The organism is Streptomyces amakusaensis, from assembly GCF_039532665.1.
Lineage (GTDB): Bacteria > Actinomycetota > Actinomycetes > Streptomycetales > Streptomycetaceae > Streptomyces > Streptomyces amakusaensis.
Genome location: NZ_BAAASB010000004.1, coordinates 109,212 through 129,026, shown reverse-complemented (window position 1 = coordinate 129,026; position 19,815 = coordinate 109,212). Strand labels below are relative to the sequence as shown.

At 71.2% G+C, this 19,815-nt stretch carries 18 protein-coding genes; 16 read left to right on the top strand and 2 right to left on the bottom strand.

Annotated features, from left to right (window positions below):
* From ABD371_RS08140 to ABD371_RS08115, 6 genes are all read left to right on the top strand, one after another.
* Window positions 1–1,560, top strand: a complete 1,560-nt coding sequence (locus ABD371_RS08140; protein WP_344474333.1) for a hypothetical protein — start codon at window positions 1–3, stop codon at window positions 1,558–1,560.
* A 33-nt stretch (window positions 1,561–1,593) separates the two neighbouring features.
* Window positions 1,594–2,220 carry a hypothetical protein gene (locus tag ABD371_RS08135; RefSeq protein WP_344474330.1) on the top strand — a complete coding sequence of 209 codons (627 nt, stop codon included), beginning with the start codon at window positions 1,594–1,596 and terminating at the stop codon, window positions 2,218–2,220.
* A gap of 52 nt (window positions 2,221–2,272) precedes the next feature.
* Window positions 2,273–2,953 carry a hypothetical protein gene (locus tag ABD371_RS08130; protein WP_344474328.1) on the top strand — a complete coding sequence of 227 codons (681 nt, stop codon included), beginning with the start codon at window positions 2,273–2,275 and terminating at the stop codon, window positions 2,951–2,953.
* Between the two features lie 60 nt (window positions 2,954–3,013).
* Window positions 3,014–3,844: a histidine kinase gene (locus ABD371_RS08125; protein ID WP_344474326.1), complete on the top strand. Its 831-nt coding sequence runs from the start codon at window positions 3,014–3,016 to the stop codon at window positions 3,842–3,844.
* Between the two features lie 56 nt (window positions 3,845–3,900).
* Window positions 3,901–4,584 carry a response regulator transcription factor gene (locus ABD371_RS08120; RefSeq protein ID WP_344474972.1) on the top strand — a complete coding sequence of 228 codons (684 nt, stop codon included), beginning with the start codon at window positions 3,901–3,903 and terminating at the stop codon, window positions 4,582–4,584.
* Between the two features lie 65 nt (window positions 4,585–4,649).
* Window positions 4,650–6,050 carry a HAMP domain-containing sensor histidine kinase gene (locus tag ABD371_RS08115; RefSeq protein ID WP_344474324.1) on the top strand — a complete coding sequence of 467 codons (1,401 nt, stop codon included), beginning with the start codon at window positions 4,650–4,652 and terminating at the stop codon, window positions 6,048–6,050.
* Here the strand turns inward: ABD371_RS08115 and ABD371_RS08110 are convergent.
* Window positions 6,013–6,519 (bottom strand): SgcJ/EcaC family oxidoreductase, encoded by a 507-nt coding sequence (locus tag ABD371_RS08110; protein ID WP_344474322.1) that lies wholly within the window; start codon window positions 6,517–6,519, stop codon window positions 6,013–6,015. The genes ABD371_RS08115 and ABD371_RS08110 overlap by 38 nt on opposite strands.
* Before the next feature lie 180 nt (window positions 6,520–6,699).
* On the opposite strand from ABD371_RS08110, the gene ABD371_RS08105 reads away from it, so the two are divergent.
* From ABD371_RS08105 to ABD371_RS08060, 10 genes are all read left to right on the top strand, one after another.
* Window positions 6,700–7,560 carry an SMI1/KNR4 family protein gene (locus tag ABD371_RS08105; RefSeq protein ID WP_344474320.1) on the top strand — a complete coding sequence of 287 codons (861 nt, stop codon included), beginning with the start codon at window positions 6,700–6,702 and terminating at the stop codon, window positions 7,558–7,560.
* A 111-nt stretch (window positions 7,561–7,671) separates the two neighbouring features.
* Window positions 7,672–9,102, top strand: coding sequence for a chondroitinase-B domain-containing protein (locus ABD371_RS08100; protein ID WP_344474318.1), 1,431 nt, complete (start codon window positions 7,672–7,674; stop codon window positions 9,100–9,102).
* 294 nt (window positions 9,103–9,396) lie between these two features.
* A complete protein-coding gene (locus tag ABD371_RS08095; protein WP_344474316.1) occupies window positions 9,397–9,522 on the top strand; it encodes a hypothetical protein in 126 nt (41 codons plus the stop codon).
* 120 nt (window positions 9,523–9,642) lie between these two features.
* Window positions 9,643–11,076 (top strand): MFS transporter, encoded by a 1,434-nt coding sequence (locus ABD371_RS08090; RefSeq protein ID WP_344474314.1) that lies wholly within the window; start codon window positions 9,643–9,645, stop codon window positions 11,074–11,076.
* Window positions 11,060–12,280: a tetratricopeptide repeat protein gene (locus ABD371_RS08085; protein ID WP_344474312.1), complete on the top strand. Its 1,221-nt coding sequence runs from the start codon at window positions 11,060–11,062 to the stop codon at window positions 12,278–12,280. The genes ABD371_RS08090 and ABD371_RS08085 overlap by 17 nt, the downstream gene beginning before the upstream one ends.
* Window positions 12,277–14,253 (top strand): B12-binding domain-containing radical SAM protein, encoded by a 1,977-nt coding sequence (locus ABD371_RS08080; protein ID WP_344474310.1) that lies wholly within the window; start codon window positions 12,277–12,279, stop codon window positions 14,251–14,253. Before ABD371_RS08085 ends, ABD371_RS08080 begins: the two co-directional genes overlap by 4 nt.
* Window positions 14,253–15,188: a multinuclear nonheme iron-dependent oxidase gene (locus ABD371_RS08075; RefSeq protein WP_344474309.1), complete on the top strand. Its 936-nt coding sequence runs from the start codon at window positions 14,253–14,255 to the stop codon at window positions 15,186–15,188. Before ABD371_RS08080 ends, ABD371_RS08075 begins: the two co-directional genes overlap by 1 nt.
* Window positions 15,178–15,996: a hypothetical protein gene (locus ABD371_RS08070; protein ID WP_344474307.1), complete on the top strand. Its 819-nt coding sequence runs from the start codon at window positions 15,178–15,180 to the stop codon at window positions 15,994–15,996. Before ABD371_RS08075 ends, ABD371_RS08070 begins: the two co-directional genes overlap by 11 nt.
* 75 nt (window positions 15,997–16,071) lie before the next feature.
* Entirely contained in the window at window positions 16,072–17,124 is a 1,053-nt protein-coding gene (locus tag ABD371_RS08065) for an aKG-HExxH-type peptide beta-hydroxylase (RefSeq protein ID WP_344474305.1), read from the top strand.
* Window positions 17,117–18,130, top strand: coding sequence for a metallopeptidase TldD-related protein (locus tag ABD371_RS08060; protein WP_344474303.1), 1,014 nt, complete (start codon window positions 17,117–17,119; stop codon window positions 18,128–18,130). Before ABD371_RS08065 ends, ABD371_RS08060 begins: the two co-directional genes overlap by 8 nt.
* On the opposite strand, the gene ABD371_RS08055 is transcribed toward ABD371_RS08060, so the two are convergent.
* On the bottom strand, window positions 18,100–19,785 hold the full coding sequence (locus ABD371_RS08055; protein WP_344474301.1) for an FAD-dependent monooxygenase: 1,686 nt from the start codon (window positions 19,783–19,785) through the stop codon (window positions 18,100–18,102). The two genes, ABD371_RS08060 and ABD371_RS08055, sit on opposite strands and share 31 nt — an antisense overlap.
* Window positions 19,786–19,815: the final 30 nt, after the last annotated feature.

Sequence of the window (19,815 nt, the reverse complement as noted above, 5' to 3'; positions counted from 1 at the left end):
GTGACCGGCGGCGGCCTCGCGGGCCGCCGCCGTCGTCGTCGTGTCGAGGTGCTCGAACGCTCCCAGGGGGAACACACCATGCTGACGTATCACGATGTCATGACGGCCGACTTCGGCGGTCTCTCCGCCGCCGCCGACAAGTGGCAGGAGACGGCCGACGAGTTCGGCAAGGTGGAGAAGCGCTACCGCGACAGCGTGGAGAAAATCACCATGGACCGCACCTGGCTCGGCGACAGCGCCAACGCCGCCCGCGCCAACTTCGCCGCCACCCGCTACGAGTACGAGGCCGCCCAGACCCAGGCCAAGGCGACCGCGACCCTGCTGCGCAACGCCCACACCCACTTCACCGAGTTGAAGAAGCAGCTGGAGTCCTCCCGCGCCGACGCCGTCAAGGCCGGGATGAAGGTCTCCGAGCAGGGCGAAGTCAGCTACGACTACGACCGGCTCACCGCCCAGGAACGCGGCACGGCGATGAACCACCCCGGCCACGCCCAGGAGATCCAGACCGCCGTCCAGAGCTGGCGCGACCATCTGCGCGACCGCGTCAAATTCGTCGACGACGCCGACAACGACCTCAAGAAGGACCTGGAGGCGGTCGTCAAGGACGCGGGCGGCAACAAGAACGACGCCACCGTGGGCGGCTTCAACGGCGACGCGGGGAAGGTGGCCGCCGCCGACGACCAGGCGAAGAAGGTGCGGACCGAGCTGGCCTCCGTCATGGAGATGGGGGAGAACGAGAGCCTCGACGACTATCTGAAGAGGCTCCAGCGCGAGGGGATCACCCGGCTCACCGGCAATGAGCAGCTCGCCAAGGCCATCAGCTCCTATCTCTCGGGGACGGGTACGGCGGTCATGGTCGGCCAGGCCATATGGGCCACCGGGTACTGGGGCACGAAGTTGGCCAGGTACCTCCCGGAGCGGAACCCTATGAATGCGCCCAGCACCATGGTTGCCAGACATGTCGGCACCAGGCTGGCTGCGGCCCAGCCGGGAAGCCTGCTCAGCAAGGTCCCGCCGAACATGGTGCGCTTCATGTACGGCTCCGACATGGCTGCCGAGTTCGGTGCCCATATGCGGAACGGCAACTACTTTATTCCCAAGGCGTACCAGGCGAATCTGGCCACAGTCGCCAAGAATGGCGGTCTGGGACAGGCGGTCAAAGCGGCCGGCTGGGCGCGTGGTGTGGGCGTTGTCGGCAGTGCCGCCGGGACGGTCTACGGTGTGGCGAACCTGGCCACGTACAACACCGACATGATCAAGGCCCAGCCCGCGAAGTTCGCCACTGATCTGACCGGTACCGCCTTCAACGCCTCCATGACGGCTCTGGCGGTGGCGCCCAACCCGATCACCGCAGGCCTGGCTGTCGGCACTGGCGCGGCCTATCTCATCGCTGCGGGAATTCAGCACCGTGAGGTCATCGGTGACGCCATTGGCAACGCGGCGGAGTGGACCGGGAAGACGGCTGAGAAGATCGGGGACGGGGTGTCCAAGGGCCTCGACAAGGTCGGGGACGGCATCGCGAGCGGAGCCAAGAAGATCTTCAACAATCCCTTCGACTGACCACCACGGCGCATCAGAGCGAAGGAGAGACGCATGCATACCGAGACCACCTTCCGGATGGATTCCCACCGGACGCACAATGGCAGTCAGCGGCCTGATTTCCTGGGCTGGCGGGGTACGTCCCCGGAGTTCGGTGAGATCACGGTTGCCTACCCCTTCATGACCGGTGAGTACGAGATCCGCGCCACGGTTCGAGGCGACAAGGTCCCTACAGTCCTTTTCGACGTCAAGGGCTTCCATGTGCCCGGTCTGCTCATGCCGACGCTGAACAGGGGCACCCTGAGGGTGGGTGAGCGCGAGGTCGTCATGAGCCGCAACCGGCTCGGTGTTACTCGACAGGGGCGTGCGCTTCATCTCACCCATGGGGAGGATCAGTACAAGCTCTGGGCGATCAGCCGCAAGCACTACGCCCTTGCCCGGAAGCCGTCCGGTGCGAGGCCCGGGGTGACCGTCAAAGTCAAGCAGTCCGGTATCGGCGGCCGTCGACACCTGTCCGGCGGTCTGTATCTGACGGTCACTGTTGAGGGGCGCGCTGAGCCCACGGACATCGCGCTCGCGGCCATGTTCTCCGGTGTCGACCGTTCCAATCTCACCCGTGGAGGTGCTTTCCGATCGATCTTCTCCCGGGGTGCCAACCACATCGTGCACCTCGGCTCCTGACCGCCCGCCGAAGCGCCCCGACAACTGCCGCACAGTGAAACGAGCGAATTGCATGCCGTCCCCACCCGAGCAGGGAGCAAAGGCGCAGACTGCCACCACACCCTTCCGGTTGAACTCCTTCCGGGATCCCCACCCCTCGTACAGGGTCGGCTTCGAGGGCTGGCGGGGCACGTCTCCGGAGCTGGGGGAGATCTCGGTCACCTACCCCTTCAGGGACGGCGAGGAGGAGATCCGCTCCATTGTCCGGGGCGAGAGGATTCCGACGGTCCTCTACGACGTCAAGGGCCTCCATGTGGCGGCCGGTCTGCTGATGCCGACGTTGAATCGTGGCACTTTGAGGGTGGGCGAGGACGAGGTGGCGATGAGCCGTAATCGGCTCGGTGTCACTGAGCAGAGCCGTGCGCTTCATCTCACGCACGGGGAGGACAAGTACCGGCTGTGGGCGATCAGCCGTCTGCATTACGCCCTGGCCCGGGAGGCGTCCGAGGGAAGGCCTGGGGTCACTGTTCAGGTGGAGCAGTCGGGCAAGCACGGTATGAGGGCGATGAAAAGCGGTCGGCTGCATCTTGCCTTCACGATTGAGGGCATTGCCGAGCCCACGGACATCGCGCTCGCCGCCATGTTCTCCGGTGTCGACCGATCCAACCTCACCACAGGGGGCTCCGCCCGGGCGCTCTTCACCCGGGGCCGAGATCAAGCGATGGAAATCGCCTGGGGGACCTGGCAGCCCTGACCGTCCGTCGAAGCCCTCACACGCACAAACACCCGCCACACAGCGAAACGAGCGAATTGCATGCCTTCCTTCGACCTCTCCCGGTACCGGTTCCGCCTCAGTGACGACGACTTGGCGGCCGTCGCGCTGCTGGCGACCGGGGAGCCGGTGCCCGACCGTTTGGCCCCGGCTGTCGCAGGGCTGCGGGAGGCGGGGCTGATATGGCCGGACGGGAGGCTGGCCGAGGCGCTGCTGCCGCTGGTCAACGCGTTGCTCGGGCCTTCGGTCATTGTCGGGATCGAGACGGCGGGGCGGCAGGGGAAGCTGGCGCACGGGCTGTTGGTCGGATCGGAGGACGTCTTCTCGCACGAGGCATGGCCCGGGGAGGGGGAGTCGGAGTACGTCAGGGTCGACCGGAACATGATCGTCTGGGAGCTGGCCCGGATGGTGAACCTCCAGCGCTCCGGGGTGCCGCTGACCGGGCCCGGGACCGTTGAGTCGACTCTCGGTGTGCTGGACGCGGGGCTGGCGGCCATGGATCACGCGGCCTCGGCCGCCGATGAGCCCGTCGCCGTGCGGGCCGCGTTGGCGGCTGCGGTGGGGCCGTACGCGCAGGTGCCGGAGGGTCTGGCGGAGCTGATCGTTCAGCTGCGGTGCAGCTGGCGGATGACGGCGGCCTGGCCGGGCCACGACGGCACCGGGCCCGGGGTCACGGCTCGGGGCTTCGCGATCTGGGACTGTGGTCCGCTCGGCCATTGGTACCGTGAACTCCCCGCCGAACCGGTCATGGAGGACGCGACCGGACCCACGACTCCGCTCCGGCTCACCCGGGTACTCCCCAAGGAGATCTGGCGGATGATCGCCGATCTCCTTCCTGAAGAATCGGAAACAGCCGCTGCCTCGGCCGCCTGACCGTCTTCTCGTACAGGGATTCGGTCGTCGCCCATTAGGGTGCACCCGTGCAAGCATTGCGGGTATTGCTGGTGGAAGACGACGAGCCCGTCGCCGAGTCGCTGCGACGCGGCCTGCTGCGTTACGGCTTCACCGTGGAGTGGGCCAGTACGGGGACGGCCGCGCTGGCCGTCACCGAGGCCTATGACCTGGTGCTGCTGGACCTCGGACTGCCGGACACCGACGGGCTGGACGTCTGCCGGGAGCTGCGCAGGCGCGGTGATGTGCCGATCATCGTCATCAGCGCCCGCAGTGACGAGACCGACCGTGTCGTCGGGCTGGAGATCGGGGCGGACGACTATGTCTCCAAGCCCTTCGGCGTCCGCGAGGTGATCGCCCGGATCCGCGCGGTGATGCGACGGGTCCAGCCCGCGCAGAAGGCGGCAGCCGGGCCGGACCGTTACGGCTCCAGGCTGCTGGTGGACCGCAAGGCCGCACGGGTCCGGCTGGACGGGGCGGAGGTCGCGCTCACGCCGAAGGAGTACGACCTGCTGGCCTTTCTCACCGAGGAGCCCGGCGCGCTGATGTCGCGCGAGCAGATCATGGAAGCGGTCTGGGACGCCAACTGGTTCGGCCCGACCAAGACGCTGGACGTGCATGTGGCCGCCCTGCGCCGCAAGCTCGCCGGGGCGGTGGTGATCGAGACGGTGCGCGGCGTGGGCTTCCGGCTCGTCCTCACCGAGAGCACGGACGCCGGGTGAGCGCCGTGGCGGCCCCGCGCACAACGGCCCCGCGCACAACGCCCCCCCGGCGGCGGGACGACGGCATGATCCGGCGGCTGATCGTCAGTTACGTCCTGCTGGTCGGCGTCGCCCTGGCGGCCTTCACCGTCCCGGTGGCCTTCACCCTGACCACGCAACTGCGCGGCGACACCGAGGAATCGGTACGCCGCGAGGCCACCACCATGGCCCTGCTGTTCGGAGGCGGTGACGCGCCCGCCCGCCAGGCGCTGGCCAGGGTCGCGGAGGCGTACGCGGACGAGACCCCCGGAAGGGTTGAGGTGGTCTCCGCCGACGGGGTGGCCGTACCGCCGCTGCCGATGCCCGCCCACCCCGCCGACGCCGCGTTCACCAAGGCGCTGCGCGACGGCCGCACCACGAGCGACTGGGGCGACCGCCCGGTCTGGGGCCCCGAACTCGTCGTCACCGTGCCCGCGTACGCACAGGCCGACGAACGCCGGATCGTCGGCGCGGTGCGCATCCGGTACGCGACGGAGGAACTCAGCGACCGGCTCTGGCGGATCTGGGGATTCCGGGCCTTCCTCGCCGTCGGCGTGCTGGCCGTCGCGGCAGGGCTGGGCGCGATCGTGGCCCGGCTGCTCACCAAGCCGCTGCGTCAGCTCAACGACATGGCCAGCCGCTTCAGCGACGGGGATCTCACCGCGCGCTCGCCGATCACCGGGCCGCAGGAGACCCGGACCCTGGCCCGCACCCTCAACCAGGGGGCCGAGCGCCTGGACACCCTGGTCGCCGCCCAGCGGATCTTCGTCGCGGACGCCTCGCACCAGCTGCGCACCCCGCTGACCGCGCTGCGCCTCTCGCTGGACAATATCGCCGACGGTGTGGACGACGAGTTCGTACGGGAGGACGTGGAGCAGGCCACCGCCGAGGTGGTCCGGATGAGCCGGCTGGTCAGCGGATTGCTGGTGCTCGCGCGCGCGGAGGCGAAGGTGTCCGCGCCGGAGCCGCTGGCGCTGTGGGAACTGGTCGCGGAGCGGCTGAGCGTCTGGCGTCCGGCGGCCGACGAGCGAGGGGTACGGATCATGCTCATCGGCAGCGTCGACGAACGCCCGCATGTGCTGGCCGGTCCCGGAAACCTCGACCAGGTGCTCGACAATGTGCTCTCCAACGCGCTGGAGGTCTCTCCCGACGGAGCCACCATCGCCGTCCGGCTGACGGTGCCGGACGGTGAGACGGCGGTGCTGGAGATCCTGGACCAGGGGCCGGGGATGTCCGCCGCCGAGCAGTCCCGCGCCTTCGACCGGTTCTGGCGCGGCCAGGGGCTGACCGGCAGATCCGGGACGGGCCTGGGGCTCGCCGTCGTCCGGCAGCTGGTGACGGACGACGGCGGGACGGTGGCCCTGGGCGACACACCCGGGGGCGGGCTCTGCGTACGGATCGGTCTGCGGCTCAGCCCGCGGCCGGGAGCACCGAGGAATGGTGGTTGATGATCAGCCACTTTCCGCCGCGCTTCTCGTACTGGTAGGTGTAACGGGCCACGACGGGGGCGGTCTTGCTGGTCTTGGGGTCGGTCAGGTGGAAGCGGTACAGACCTGTGTCGACCGCCGAGTTCCCGTCCAGCACATGGATGACCGAGCGGATCTTCTCGCCCTGGGGCTTCTTCTGGAGGAAGTGCTCGAAGTAGTCGACGATCTGGGTGCGGTCGGTACGGATGTCCGGCGAGACCGTGGGGAGCAGTACGGCGTCGGTCGCGTAGCGGTCGGCGACCTTCTCCGGGCTTCCGGTGAGCAGGGCCGCGTTCCACTGGCCGAAGAGCGCCGCTATCTCCCGCTCGACGGCCTTGGTGTCGCGCTTGTCGTCCGTGTCGCCGGCCTGGGCGACGCCCACCGCGACGGTGACGGCGACCGCGGCGGCCGTCGTCGCGATCAGAGCGCGGGTACGGAAGGTGCGCTTCATGGGGAAACTCCTGCTCAGTGGGGGTGGGCGAGTCCGGTTGCATCACCTTCCCGGCAGTCGGGTTAGCGCCCGTACAGAGGACGGCAAGGTCACGGACAAATCCTTTCCAAGACCGGGGGACCCCGGAGGGGGAGACTCGGGAACGGGGCGTTGTCAGTGCCGGGTGATTCACTTCTCGGCATGGAAGCCGAACAGTTACTGAGGGCGGTGAGCCCCCTCGTATGGCCCGACTCCGTCGAGCTGGTCTGCCCGGAGCCGGGGCACCGGGCGGGGCACACGTGTCTGACCGTCCCCGAGGGAACGAACGTGGCGGACGTTCCGGAGGTGCTGGACAACTGGTACGGGAGTCCGCTCACCGAGGAGGGCGGGCTGCCGGCGGAGCTGCCCTGCGGCGAGGAGGCACGCTGGACGCATGTCTGGCCGTTCGCCGGACGGTGGATAGCGTTCGGCAGGCGGCGTGGCGAGGACGCTCGGCCGCTGCTGGCCGTGGCGCGGCGGCCCGCGCCGAGCCCGGACGGGCTGCCGCCGGACGCGTCCTGGCTGGACCGGCTGGTCGCCGTCACGGGCTGGTCGCCCTCAGGGGCGCCCGGCGAGGTCGACTGGGCGGCGGTCGAGGCCCGGTTGGGCACCCGTCTGCCGAACGACTACAAGCGTCTCCACGAGACGTTCGGGGAGGGGCTGTTCGACGGATACTTCAATGTCTACTCTCCCCGCGACGTCATCCGGCACGCGGATTTCGCGGTGCGAGCCGGTCAGGAATCGTGGGAGCCCTATCCGCCCTTCCCCGCACCGGGAGGAGTGCTGCACTGGGCCGGCACTGAGGACCACCATGCGTTCGCCTGGGTCACCGAGGGCCCCGATCCCGACCGTTGGGGCCTGTACGCCACCTATGAAGGGATCGAGGAGGGAATCCGGTTCGAGTGCACCGTCACGGAGTTCCTGTTCCATCAGCTCACCGATCCGCACCATCCCTTCGGAGTGCCCGCCGCGTTCGGGGCCCACTGGTTCCATGACCACAACGGGCTGAAAGAGGACGGCTGACTGGCGAACGCGCCGCCTGTCGAGCCATGGTTCCCCCGCTTACCTCCTCACGTAGAGTCGCTGCGTCAGCAAGGCTTGGACCAGCACTTATTCCTTCGTTCTGGAGGCATCATGCACCGACGCTCACTCCTCAAAGGCACCTTCTCCGGCGCGATGCTCGCCGCGGTCCCGCTCTCCGCGCTGCTGCCGGCCGGCGCGTCCGCCGCCACGACGAGGGTCACTTCGCTGAGCGACCTTCAGACCGAGATCAACCGAGCGGCCCCCGGGGACCGGATCGTCCTGGCCAACGGGACATACACCGTGCCCTCCGGGGGCGCGATCAACATCTCGGGCAAGCACGGCACCAGCGGCGCGCCGATCACCATCGTCGCGGAGTCGCGCGGCGGCGCGGTGCTGAACGGCGAGCGCAGCTTTGTCTTCAACAACTCCAGCGACATCGCTGTCAGCGGATTCGCCCTCCGCCAGAGCACCACGCTGGAGATCCCGGCGAACAGCCCCCGCATCCGGCTGACCCGCAATGACTTCCGGTTCGCCGACATCACCGGGCTCGACTGGGTGGTCGTACGCGGCGACGACGCCAAGGTCGATCGCAATTATTTCCACGACAAATCCACCGAGGGCATCTTCGTGGTGCTCGACGGCCCCGGCTCGACCGCGCTGGCCCAGCGTCTGCACATCTTCCGAAACCGTTTCGCCAACCACAGCTTCGCCGGTGCCAACGGCGGCGAGCCGATCCGGCTCGGCGTCAGCGGCCGGGCGCTCTCCAGCGCCCACGCGATCGTGGAGTACAACCTCTTCGAGAACTGCAACGGAGACCCCGAGACCATTTCGGTGAAGTCCTCGGACAACACCATTCGTTACAACACGATCCGCGACAGCCTCGGCGGAATCGTGCTGCGCCACGGCAACAAGACCACGGTGGACGGCAATTACCTGATCGGCGGCACCGACGGTGTGCGCGTCTACGGCAATGACCATCTGATCGTCAACAACTATCTGAGCGGTCTCTCGGGACGGGCCCTGGTGGTCGGCAGCGGCACCACCCGTGACCACCACTCCGGCGAGACGATCGAGCAGCGGCGGGGGAACGACGCCTGCGACCGTGCCGTGATCGCGCACAACACCCTGATCGGCAACGCCCGTACGCTCTCCGGCGAGACCAGGGCCCATGAGCCCCGGGACGTGGTCATCGCCGACAACCTGCTGGTCGGCGGTGTGGGCAGCCTGGTCGAGATGGGCGCGACCACGGGCTTCGGCTGGCAGGGCAACATCCTGTGGGGCGCGGCGTCCAACGGCAACATCCCCGCCGGAAGCTACACCCGGGTCGACCCCCTCCTCCAGCAGGGTGCCGACGGGGTGTTCCGGCTGTCGGCGGGCAGCCCGGCGATCGGCGCGGCGACGCTGGCGAGCCCCGCCGTCGCCGACGACATCGACGGCCACGCGCGCGGCACCGCCCGTGACATCGGGGCGGACGAGTACACGACGGCGGCCCCCGTCCGCCGTCCGCTCACGACGACGGACGTGGGCCCGAACGCGTCGTGAGCCGTTGATCACGGCAGTGGCCTGACTTCGGCCCGGTGGCAAAGGCCGTGCGAATTGGGCGGGGGTTTCAGGAGCCGCGAAACTGTGGCTGCCGGGGCCCCCGCTCCGTGGGTTGAGCAATGAGCCCGGTGGGGTGACGGATCAATCCCCCGTGCGCATTAAGTCATTCATATGGCAAAACCATTTCTGGCCAATCTCGGCCGTCAGCATTTCGCTCAGGGTGATCGCGGTAGCATGGAATGTCGCACGCGGCAAGAATTCTTGTCGCGTCAACTTCCTTTTTCAGGAGGGTTCATGGGCGAGCCGACCGGTCAGGAAAACATTCTTGAGGAGATCGAGGACCTCGACAGCCTTGAGGTTCTCGAGGCCGAGGATCTCGACGAGAGCGTGGCTTTCCACGCTTTCCGCTTCGCCGCGTGATCGGATGAAACACTGAAGGGCGCATGCCGTCGGCCGCGTACTACGCCTCCACTTGAGAGATTCCGACCCTGAAGAGGCGGGTCGGCGGCGTGCTTCATCGAGAAAGGTTTTCTCTTCCCGGTGGGAATCTACCTCCGTCTGTTGAGAAGCGGCCGGTTCGCCGGGCTCTGTTTCGGTCAGGCCGTCTCCCTTCTCGGTGACGCGTTCTTTCCCATCATCGTGGTGGTCGCGGCGGCCCAGTCGGGGACGGCCGCGGAGACCGTCGGAGCGGCGTTCGCCGCCCGTTTCATCGCCCTCGGCGGTGTCGTGCTGTTCAGCGGCGCGCTGCTCGACCGCGTCAACCCGGTCACCGCCGCCGTCACGGCGGACGCCACCCGATTCCTCGCCCTGATCGCCCTCGCCCTGATGTGGGACGGCGAACTGGACGCGATCCTTCTGACCGTCGCCGTCCTCATCGGACTGTGCGAGGCGGTGAGCGAGCCCGCCCTGCTGCTGATCGCGCCACGCACACTGCGCGCGGGCCCGCGCCCGGAGAGCGCCCCGGCCCGGCCGTCCGGCCCGACGGGCGCGGACGACGAAGCCGCGACCACCGCCATGTACGGACTCCTGGAGGGCATGCGGAACATCTCCGGCATCGTCGGACCGACGCTGGCCGCCACCCTGGTCGCCGTACTCGACTCCTCGGCCGGTGCGGTCGCCGCCGCGGCCGCGTTCGGACTGTCCGCCGTCGCCACCCGCTGGGCCGGAGCGCGCTTCGCCCGACGCCCGCCGGCCGCGAAGGCGCACCCCTCGGCGGACCCGGGCGACGGCACCCGGCCGGACCCCGCAGACCAGGGGGAAGAACCCCGGGAGTCCCTGGCGCGATCCGCCCTGGCGGGACTCGCCGTGCTCTGGCGGGTGCCCTGGCTGCGGCAGATGCAGATCCTCGCCGTGGTCCATGTCCTGCTGGCCGTCGGCCCCTGGATGGTCGCGCTGCCCGTCTTCCTCATCGAGGAGGGCCGCAGCGCGCGTGTCTACGGCTTCGTCCTCGGGGCCTTCGCCATCGGCACCGTCGTCGGAGCCCTGGTCGGCGGCCGGATCACCGGCCGGCGGCGCGGGCTGTACGCCCTGGCCCTGCTCGGCCTGTTCGGCGTCACCGCCCTCTCGCCCGTCCTCACCGGATCCGTCCTCCTGCTGGCAGCCGCCTTCGTCGCCGGAGGCATCGGCCAGCAGGCCTTCGACGTCGTCAAGATGGCCGGACTGCGCAGGGAAGTGCCCGAGCGCCTGCACGGCCGGGCGTTCTCGGCGGACTTCTTCTTCTCCTTCGCCTCGCTGCCCCTCGGCCAGCTGCTCGGAGCGGCGATGCTGCGCTTCCTCGCCCCCGGCACCATCATGCTCTGGGCCGGTCTGCTCGTGCTCGTCACCACCGCCGCTGCCACCCTCGGCGCGGACGCCCGGCGCTTCTCCTCCCGGAAGACGCGGCCCGAGCCCGAGTCCGCACCCGCCGCCGTACCGGCGACGCCCCGCACGCCCCGCGCGGAAACGGAAGGGGCCCGGGATGCGGACGCGCGTTGATCTCTTCGAGGAGCACGGAGAGGTCGCGGCGCTGTGGCCCGACAGCCCGTACCGCGACCGGACCGTCGTCTGCTTCGACCGGCACCTCGACCTCAAACCGCTCGCCCCCGGGGGCGAGGAAGCACTCCGCGCGGCCGTCGCGAACTCGGCCTCCCCCGCCGGGCTGGTGCGCGGGCTGCCGGTCCGCGGCGTGCCCGGCGCGTTCGGCCTCGACGACTTCTGGTCGGCCGCCGCCGTCGCCGCCGACCTCAAGCACCTGGTGTGGGTGCCCTCCTGGGGCGCGGGGGAGGGGTGGGAGGCACGGGCCGTCAACGGCGTCTCCCTCATAGCCACCGGAGGAGAGCCCGCCGAACCGGTCGTCAGCGACTGCTGTCTCACCGTGACGCTCTGCGGCGTACGGCTGGCCGTGGTGCCGCCGGAACTCCTCTCCCGCCATCTGGCGCGGCATGTGACCGGCGAGGTGGTCACCGACATCGACCTCGACTGGCTGGTCGACGAGCACGGCACGACCGAGCACTCGGCCGACCGCCTGGCCGAGCTGGTCACGGTCTGCGGGGGCGAGGTGTCGGCCATGAGCTGGTCGACCAGATCAGGATTCCTGCCCGCCGAATTCCGCTCCGTCGGCCCCGACGTGGCACGGCGGCTCGGCCTCGAAGCCCGCGAGTCCTCGTACCTGCCGCCGCTCCCCTGGCCGGAGGATCTGATGCTCCGGGTCCACCGGGGCGCCGGCGTGGGCGATCCGAGCGGGGCGACCGGCGCTCCCGGCGTGGTGCTGGCGCTGCTCGGCCTCTCCGTCGCCGACGGGGACCCGGACGGGGCCCGGACGCTCTTCGAGCGGGCCGCCGCCCTCGGACACCGCTCCAGCTGGCTCGCGTACCGCATCGGCGCGACGCGCTACGCGCGGGGCGAGCACCGCGCCGCGCGGACCGCGCTGCGGGAAGCGGCGGCCATCGACCCCCGCGACACCCTCGGCATGCACGCGCGCGTCCTGTGCGCCCGCGCCACCCTGCGCCTCGACGGCCCGGGCCCCGCCCTCGCCGAGCTGCGCGCCGTCGCGGACGAGCTGCCGCTGCGCTCGAACGTGTGGCGGACGGTGGCGCTGCTCGCCGCCTCGGTGGACGACCGGGAGGCCGGGGAGACCGCCCGCCACCGGCTGTCGGTCGTCGACACCCTGACGAGGGGGAGGAGCGCGGGCCGGCCATGAGTGACGTACTGCTGGCGATGCCGCCGGTGAGCGAGGCGGTGCAGTTCCCGTATCTGGCCCTGCCCCAGCTCACGGCGGCCTGGCGGGCCCAGGGCCACGAGGTGCGCACGGTCGACCTCAACCTTGAGTACCGCGCCCGGGTGATGCTGCGCGACGCTCCCGGCACCGGCGGCCCGAGCGGCGCGCCGCCCACCGCCGGGGCCGTGTTCAGAACCGTCAGCGAGCGCTACCGGGCGCTGCACGGCTCCCGTCTGCTGCGGACGTCGGGGGACCGGACGTCGGGGTTCGCCCAGGAGGCCGCCATTCAGGCGACGGGCCGCTATGTCACCCAGCAGGCCGACCGGGACGGCTGGATCCTCCACGGTCCCCTCCTCCTGTCCGAGCTGGACACCCTGGTCGCCCGCAGCCGGGAGCGCTGGTCGGCCCAGTGGTGCGCCGGGCGCCTCGACGAGCTGCTCACCGGGGATCCCGCGCGGATACTGGGCTTCTCCGTCCCGTTCTTCAGCCAGGTCGTCCCGGTGCTCACCCTCTGCGCGCTGGTGAAGGAGCGCCGGCCCGAGCAGCGCATCATGCTCGGCGGCCCGACCGTCCAGATGTGGGCCGCCGCGCTGCGGAGGAGGACGGCGGCGGCCCGGCAGGTGGACCACTGGTGCCTGGGCCACGGCGAGGAGTATCTGACCCGTCTCCTCGGCGACGCAGGTCCCGGCGGCGGCCGTGGCTCCCGTACGCGGATACGCACCGGTCGTACGGGAGCCACGGCCGCGATCCGCCGCACGGCGGACACGGACGCCGCCGGGCTCGCGGACGGATTCGCCCTCAATGAGCAACCCGCCCCGGATTTCGGCCCGTTCGACTTCCGGGACTACAGCAATCAGGCGCATCAGTTCCCCTACCGGCTCACCGTCGGCTGCTTCTGGGGCAAATGCACCTTCTGCTCGTACGGGAACCGCTACCGCGACGCCCGCGCCTTCCAGCAGATCGATCCGGAGACCGCCGCCCGCCAGCTGGTCGGCCTCTCCGCAGGGCTGGGGATCACCGATGTGGCGGTCGCCGACGAGAACACGGGCCTGCGGCATCTGCTGCGGGTGATGGAGGCGGTCCGCGCGCGCGGAGCCTCGCTCACCTTCCGGGTCCGGGCCCGGCTGGAGCCGGAGCTGGCCGATCCCGCGTTCTGTCTGCGGCTGCGCGAGGCGGGATGCGTACAGGTGTCGACCGGTTTCGAGACCGGCCGGCAGGAGATCCTGGACTCCCTGCACAAGGGCCAGGACGCCGCCCACGCCGAACGCGCCGTACAGAATCTCGTCCGGGCCGGCATCGTCGCCAATCTCTCCTTCATGGACGGTTACGGCCATCCGCTGGCCGCCCGGGGCTTCCGCGACACCGTCGACATGATCCAGCGGCACCCGGCCGAACTGGGCCTCGACACCATGCAGCTGCTCGTCGCGGAACCGGGCAGCTATCTGTGGGCCGAGCGGCTGCGGTCGGCGGCGGGCGACGACGAGTACCTCGTCACCAACGACGGGCTGGCCTTCGCCGCTGGTCGCGTCGGCGGCGCGATGCTCGACGGCGAGGCCACCGAGGAGGCCCGCCGCCGACTGCTGCGGATGACCGTGGAGGCGGTGCCGGACGTCGAACGGGCGAGCCGCCCCGACCTGCCGCAGACGCAGACGCAGACGCAGGCACAAGCGCAGACGCGGACACCGGGCCAGGACCCGGCGGGCCGGGGCGGGGTGAGCGCCCTTCGCCGGGGGCTGAGGGCCCGGCCGCGCTTCGCGGTGGCGCTCGACTCCGTACAGACGCGCTGGTTCCTCGCCGATGTGGCCTGGCCGAGGATGACGGCCGTCCCCGCCGGTGTGGTGCGCACCCCCGACGGCTTTCTGACCGCCGACAAGCCCGGCGCGGAGCGCTGGCTCAGCCGGATGATCGACAAACGGTTGCTCGAACCGGAATCCCCGGAAGCGGAGAGTGCCTGATGGAGAAACTCGGACTCGGGTTGGGCATGGACCTCGTGTGGGGCGAGCGCATCGGCTTTGAAAGGGGCGGCCCGGGGCGTCCGACCGATCAGGTGGAGACCTTCCTGAAGCGGAACGCCCATGAGTACGACTACCTGTTCGTCGCCTTCCAGCCCATCGACCACGGTCCGCTGACACCGGAGCGCTACTTCCCCGCGTACGACCGGATCTTCGAGCTGTTCGGCCCGGAGCGCCCACGCGCCTTCCACCACACGATGCTCAACACCGGCAGCCCCGAGACCTACGACGGCTCCGCGATCGCCGATTTCACCAACGCCCTGGTCGAGCGGTACGGATTCCGCTGGATCATCGAGGATCTGGGCATCTGGTCACTGGCCGGCCGGAGCCTGCCGTACCCCATGCCGCCGGTGCTGACCGAGGAGGGCCTGCGGCTGTGCGTGGCGCAGGTGGGCCAGTGGGTGCGACGGCTGGACGCGCCGCTGTCGGTCGAGTTCCCCGGTTTCACCGAGGGCGGCAGCTTCCTGGTGGGCACGCTGGACGCCTTCGACTTCTACGCCGCGGTGATCCGGGAGACGGGGGCGCTCGCGACCGTCGACATCGGCCATGTGCTGGCCTACCAGTGGCTGATGGGCCGGACCGGCGAGCGGATGTTCGAGGGGCTCGACGCGCTGCCGCTGGAGCGGTGCCACGAGGTGCATCTGTCGGGCTGTCAGATCGTCGACGGCAGATTCCGCGATCTGCACCACGGCGTCCTGCTGGACGAGCAGCTCGCCCTGCTGGAGCATCTGCTGCCCAGGATGCCCAGGCTCGCCGGGATCACCTATGAGGATCCGAAGTTCGGGGCCGACGGAGCGCTGGTGCCCAAGTCCCGGCCGAACGCCGAGCGTCTCTTCTCCCTCGTCCGCTCCTGGAAGGAGTACGGCCGTGCCGTCTGAGGCCCCGGACACCGGCACCGGCACGGAGACCGATCCCGGTGCCGATCCCGGTGCCGGCCGGCACGAGCGGATCCTGCGGGTCCTCGACCGGCTGCTGTACGACGCCGCCTTCCGCGCCGCCTTCGTCTCCGGAGGCCCCCGGAACCCGGAATTCCCTGTCGACGGCGATCTCACCGACGTCTTCGGCAAGGTCGACCCGCACGAACTGACCCTCGTGGGCCGCCGTATCCGCTCCAAGGTCCTCGGCGGAACCGGAACCGGAACCGGGCCGGGACTCAAGGACGCGTTCCCGCGCACCCTCGAAGCCGTCCGCGAACTGCACGGCGTCACGGCCGGTGAACTCGCCGAGGCGTTCATCGCCTCGCCGTCCTTCCAGGCCTTCCGGGACGTCCCCTTCTCACCCCGGGGCCGTGGCACGACCCTGCCCGAGTGCTTCCACCACTTCATGGCGGCCCCGCCGCCCTTCGACCCCGGCGGCGCGCTGGAACCGCTCGTCTACTTCGAGGCCGCCACCGCCGTGGCGCGCACGGTCGCCGCCGGCGCGGGCGCGACCTTCGCCGTCACCCTGCCGCACTCGGCGTTCCACGGCCCGGTGTTCTGCGCGTTCCGTGAGTACGACGAGGCCCCCGCCGCCTGGGCGCTGCGCCCGACGATGTATCTGGCCGGCGCGGGGCGCTGTGTCGTGGGACCGGCCCGCCGCCCGGTGTTCGAAGCGCTGAGGACGATCCTCGCGGGGCGGGGAGAGCTGATCGCCGCCGAGGTCCGAGGGCCGCTGGAGGAGCGGCTGCGCGCATGGGGGTTCCGCTGACGGCGCGGCGACCGCCCCCGTCCTGAGCATCCGCACCGACACCGGCACTGGCCGGACACCGACATGGGGAGAGGCATGCACATCAAGGATCTCGCAGCGGACCGGTCGGCGGAGGGACTGCCCGACCTCTTCACCGTCGTCCTGGCGAAGGACCGGGCGGCCGTCGCCGCCAATGAGCTGCTGCACCGGGTGGTCGCCCGGCAGTATCTGGTCCGGCTGCTCCGGGCGGTGCGCAGGCTGCGCACGGAACAGCCGGCGGCACCGCAGCTCACCGCCGTCGCGGCGCTGCTCGACGCCGCGGACCTCGACACGGCGTTCGCCTGGGCGACCCGGCCGGATGTGACGGGCTGGATCTGGCGCAGCGGCATGAGCGGCGCGGACCCCGTCGGACTCCTCGACCGGCTCGGCCGCTGCCTGGCCGAGGAACCGGCCGGAGCCGCCGCTTCCGTACCCCTCGGGCGGCACCCCGCCGTCCCCGTGATCACCCCCGGGGCCTCCGCCCGGTCGGCGCAGCTCTTCGACTGGGCGTCCGAGGGCGACGAGCGCCCGCTCGCCCTCGATCCGGCGCGGGCCGCCGCCTTCGCCGCGCGGGTGCGGGCCGCCGCCGAGGTGCTGGGGAGACTGTGGCCGGAAGGGCTCGACACGGCCGCCACGGACATCAGGGCGTTCGCCGCGCTCGGCGGCCACCGGGGGCTCCGGCCGCTGAACTTCAGCATCCACGGCCTGCGCGGGCTGGTGCTGACCAGCGAGCGGCCCGCGTACATGCTCGCCCAGACCCTGGTCCACGAGGCCGGCCACCAGCGGTTCAGCGGGATCCTCGACTGTGTCGCGGTCGTCCGCAACCCCACCGCCACGCACTACTCGCCGTTCGTCGACGCGGAGCGCCCGCTCGGGCACATCCTGCACGGCATCCTCTCCTTCATCAACGATGTGCACGCGGCCCGCCGCTGTCTCGCGGCGGAGGCCGACGAGACGGAATCCCGGCGGATCGAACGCTATGTGGCGCTGAAGACCGACCAGCTCCGGCTGGCGGAGAAGAACTTCGCCGAGGTCGCGGAGCCGACCGCGCACGGCGAGCGGCTGTTCGAGGGGTGCCGGGCCGCGATCGCCGGCCTGAGCCGTGACTGAGACCCTGGCCGCCGAGGTGGGACGGGCACGTGTCCTGCTGGGGCCGGGGGCCAGGGTCACCGCCGGTGAGACGGACGGGCTCTGGAGCGTCCGGATGAGCCTGGGCCCGCCGTGTCACGGCCACACCCCGCAGTGGGGCGTGGCCGCGTACGACGAGGCCCATGTGACGGCCCGGGTCGGCAGCGGCGTCGCCGAGCTGCTCTCGGACCGGGAGCTGCTCAGGGCCCGCAGACCGCTGACGGCACCGGTCACGGGACCCGCGCTGCTCACCCCGACCGCCGCCGGAGTGCTCGTGCACGAGTGCTTCGGCCACACCAGTGAGGCCGACAACTACCTCGCGCACGGCGGCTCGCTGAACCGGGGAGTCGGCGACCTGTGGACCCGGGCCCCGCTGACGGTACGGGACCGGCCCGGGGCCCGTCCGTACGCGGGCAGCTACACGCGCGACGACGAGGGCTCGGAGGCCCGGACGGTGACGCTGCTGGCGGACGGGCGCTGGGTCGGACTGCTCACGGACCGCGCGACCCGACGGCTCAGCGGCGGACACAGCACCGGCCACGGCCGGGGCGGCGGGGGAGCGATCGCCCCCCGGTGCAGTGTGCTGGAGGTGCGCCCCGGGAATCACCCGGTGACCGCGCTGCTCGGCGCTCTGGGCGACGACGGCTGGCTGCTCGGATCGGCGATCGGCGGGTTCTCCGTGCGCGAGCACGCGATCATCGAGCTGCTGTGGGCCCGCCGGGTACGCGCCGGACGGCTCACGGACGAGGTGATCGGCCCGGCGGCGATCTGCGCCCGCAAGACCGCGCTCGCCGCCCGCATCACCGCGCTGGGCGACGATGTCTCGGTGCTCAGCTCGCCGTACACCTGTGTCAAGGACGGGCACGAGGTCGGCTCCACCCTCATCAGCCCCTCCATGCTGCTGGAGCGCTGTGTGCTGCGCCCGCTCAAGGACGTCCGGCGGCTGGTGTCCCGCGCTCACCCGGGCACGGACAGGGCCGCGCGGTAGTCGGCCAGGGCCCGCGCGGTGCCGGTGAGCGGGAAGCGGGCGGCGAGCTGCCCGTCCGGGCGGACGGCGAAGCCGGTCGGTCCGCCGGGGCGGTAGAGCCGGGCGAACTCCCCGGCGGCGTCCCGGTATCCGGGGACGGCCAGGGCGTCGAGGACGTCGACGGCGGTGGGCGGCGCTTCACGGGCGAGGACGGCGACGGTGTCGGGGCCGCCCCCGGCGCTGAGCGCCGTCCCGGCGGCTTCGGCGGCCTCGGCCAGCCCGTCGGGGTCGGCCGAGTACAGGAGCACCACATGCCCCGTACGGCCGCGCAGGACGTCCAGCAGCCGCAGCGGGTAGGCGGCGACGGAGGCGGTCAGTCCGGCGCAGTCCGGGGCCCGGTCGCCGGGCTGGGGCGCGTCGGCCGGGCCGTGGGGGCGGCCGGTGAGCGGGCCGCCCCGGTAGCCGACGAGCAGTTGGGCCTCGCGGAGCAGCAGGGTCCCGGGGTCCTCGGGGTCGGCCCCGACGCCGTGGACGGCGTGGCGCACGGTCCGGCCGACGACCTCCTCGCCGACCGGGCGGCGCTCGGCGTCGTAGCTGCCGAGCAGGGCGCTCCCCGCCTCCCCTCGGACGACGAGGGCGAGTTTCCAGGCCAGGTTGCAGGCGTCCTGGATACCGGTGTTCATGCCCTGGGCCCCGGTCGGCGGGTGAATGTGGGCGGCGTCGCCCGCGACGAAGACCCGGCCGTCCCCGTAGCGGTCGACGATCCGGTGGCTGACGCGGAAGACGGAGGACCAGCGCATCCGGGAGAGCACGGCCGGCTCGGGGGCGAGCCGGTCCACGACGGCCTGGATCCGGGACAGCTCCGGGAGCGCACGGCCGCCCTCCGGCCCGCCCTGAAGCCCGTGCGCCACGCCGTCGTCCTCGCCGTCGCCGTCGCCGCCCGCGTGCTCCCCGCCCGCCGCCCGCGCGGAGAGTTCGGGCGGGACCAGCATCGACATGCGGTAGCGGCCCGTACCGGGCAGCGGAACGCAGACCAGCAGATCGTCGGTGGAGCCGTCGTCGGCCAGATGGCTGGAGCGCACGCTGTATCCGTACGGCAGATCCCAGTCGGCCTCGACATCGGCCAGCATGTACTCCTCGGGAAAGGCCCCGCCCCCGAAGGCGAGCCCCAGCCCCTTGCGGACGGTGCTGTGGGCTCCGTCGCAGCCGATCAGATGGCCGACACGGACCTCCTCCTCGGCACCGGAGGCCGTGCGCAGCGCGGCGGTCACCCCGTCCCGGTCCTGAGCGAACGACAGCAGCTCGGTGCCGCGCTCGACGGCCGTGCCCAGCCCCGCGACGTACTCCTCCAGCAGGCGCTCGGTCTCGTACTGCGGCAGCGCGGCGAAGCCGTACGGCACCTCCGGCGGCAGCGTGAGGCCGGTCCGCGACCGCTCCCGGCCATTGACGTAGACCAGCTGGCCACGCAGCGGAACAGCGGCCTCCCAGGCGGCGCGCGCCAGACCCATCCGGTCCCAGATCTCGAAGGTGCGCGGCTGGACGCCGACCGCCTTGGCATACGGCAGCCGTGCCGGCAGCCGGTCGACGAGACGGCAGCGCACCCCGCGGCGGCGGAGTTCGGCGGCGGCGCTCAGTCCGACCGGACCGGCGCCCACGATCAGTACGTCGTCGGTCATCACGGGTCTCCCAGCGGCTGTCCCCCGGGA

Excerpts from the sequence above, each read along its gene's own strand:
- ABD371_RS08135 (WP_344474330.1), top strand. The coding sequence starts at position 1,594 with ATGCATACCGAGACCACCTTCCGGATGGATTCCCACCGGACGCACAAT.
- ABD371_RS08130 (WP_344474328.1), top strand. The coding sequence starts at position 2,273 with ATGCCGTCCCCACCCGAGCAGGGAGCAAAGGCGCAGACTGCCACCACA.
- ABD371_RS08125 (WP_344474326.1), top strand. The coding sequence starts at position 3,014 with ATGCCTTCCTTCGACCTCTCCCGGTACCGGTTCCGCCTCAGTGACGAC.
- ABD371_RS08115 (WP_344474324.1), top strand. The coding sequence starts at position 4,650 with ATGATCCGGCGGCTGATCGTCAGTTACGTCCTGCTGGTCGGCGTCGCC.
- ABD371_RS08110 (WP_344474322.1), bottom strand. The coding sequence starts at position 6,519 with ATGAAGCGCACCTTCCGTACCCGCGCTCTGATCGCGACGACGGCCGCC.
- ABD371_RS08105 (WP_344474320.1), top strand. The coding sequence starts at position 6,700 with ATGGAAGCCGAACAGTTACTGAGGGCGGTGAGCCCCCTCGTATGGCCC.
- ABD371_RS08100 (WP_344474318.1), top strand. The coding sequence starts at position 7,672 with ATGCACCGACGCTCACTCCTCAAAGGCACCTTCTCCGGCGCGATGCTC.
- ABD371_RS08095 (WP_344474316.1), top strand. The coding sequence starts at position 9,397 with ATGGGCGAGCCGACCGGTCAGGAAAACATTCTTGAGGAGATCGAGGAC.
- ABD371_RS08085 (WP_344474312.1), top strand. The coding sequence starts at position 11,060 with ATGCGGACGCGCGTTGATCTCTTCGAGGAGCACGGAGAGGTCGCGGCG.
- ABD371_RS08080 (WP_344474310.1), top strand. The coding sequence starts at position 12,277 with ATGAGTGACGTACTGCTGGCGATGCCGCCGGTGAGCGAGGCGGTGCAG.
- ABD371_RS08075 (WP_344474309.1), top strand. The coding sequence starts at position 14,253 with ATGGAGAAACTCGGACTCGGGTTGGGCATGGACCTCGTGTGGGGCGAG.
- ABD371_RS08065 (WP_344474305.1), top strand. The coding sequence starts at position 16,072 with ATGCACATCAAGGATCTCGCAGCGGACCGGTCGGCGGAGGGACTGCCC.
- ABD371_RS08055 (WP_344474301.1), bottom strand. The coding sequence starts at position 19,785 with ATGACCGACGACGTACTGATCGTGGGCGCCGGTCCGGTCGGACTGAGC.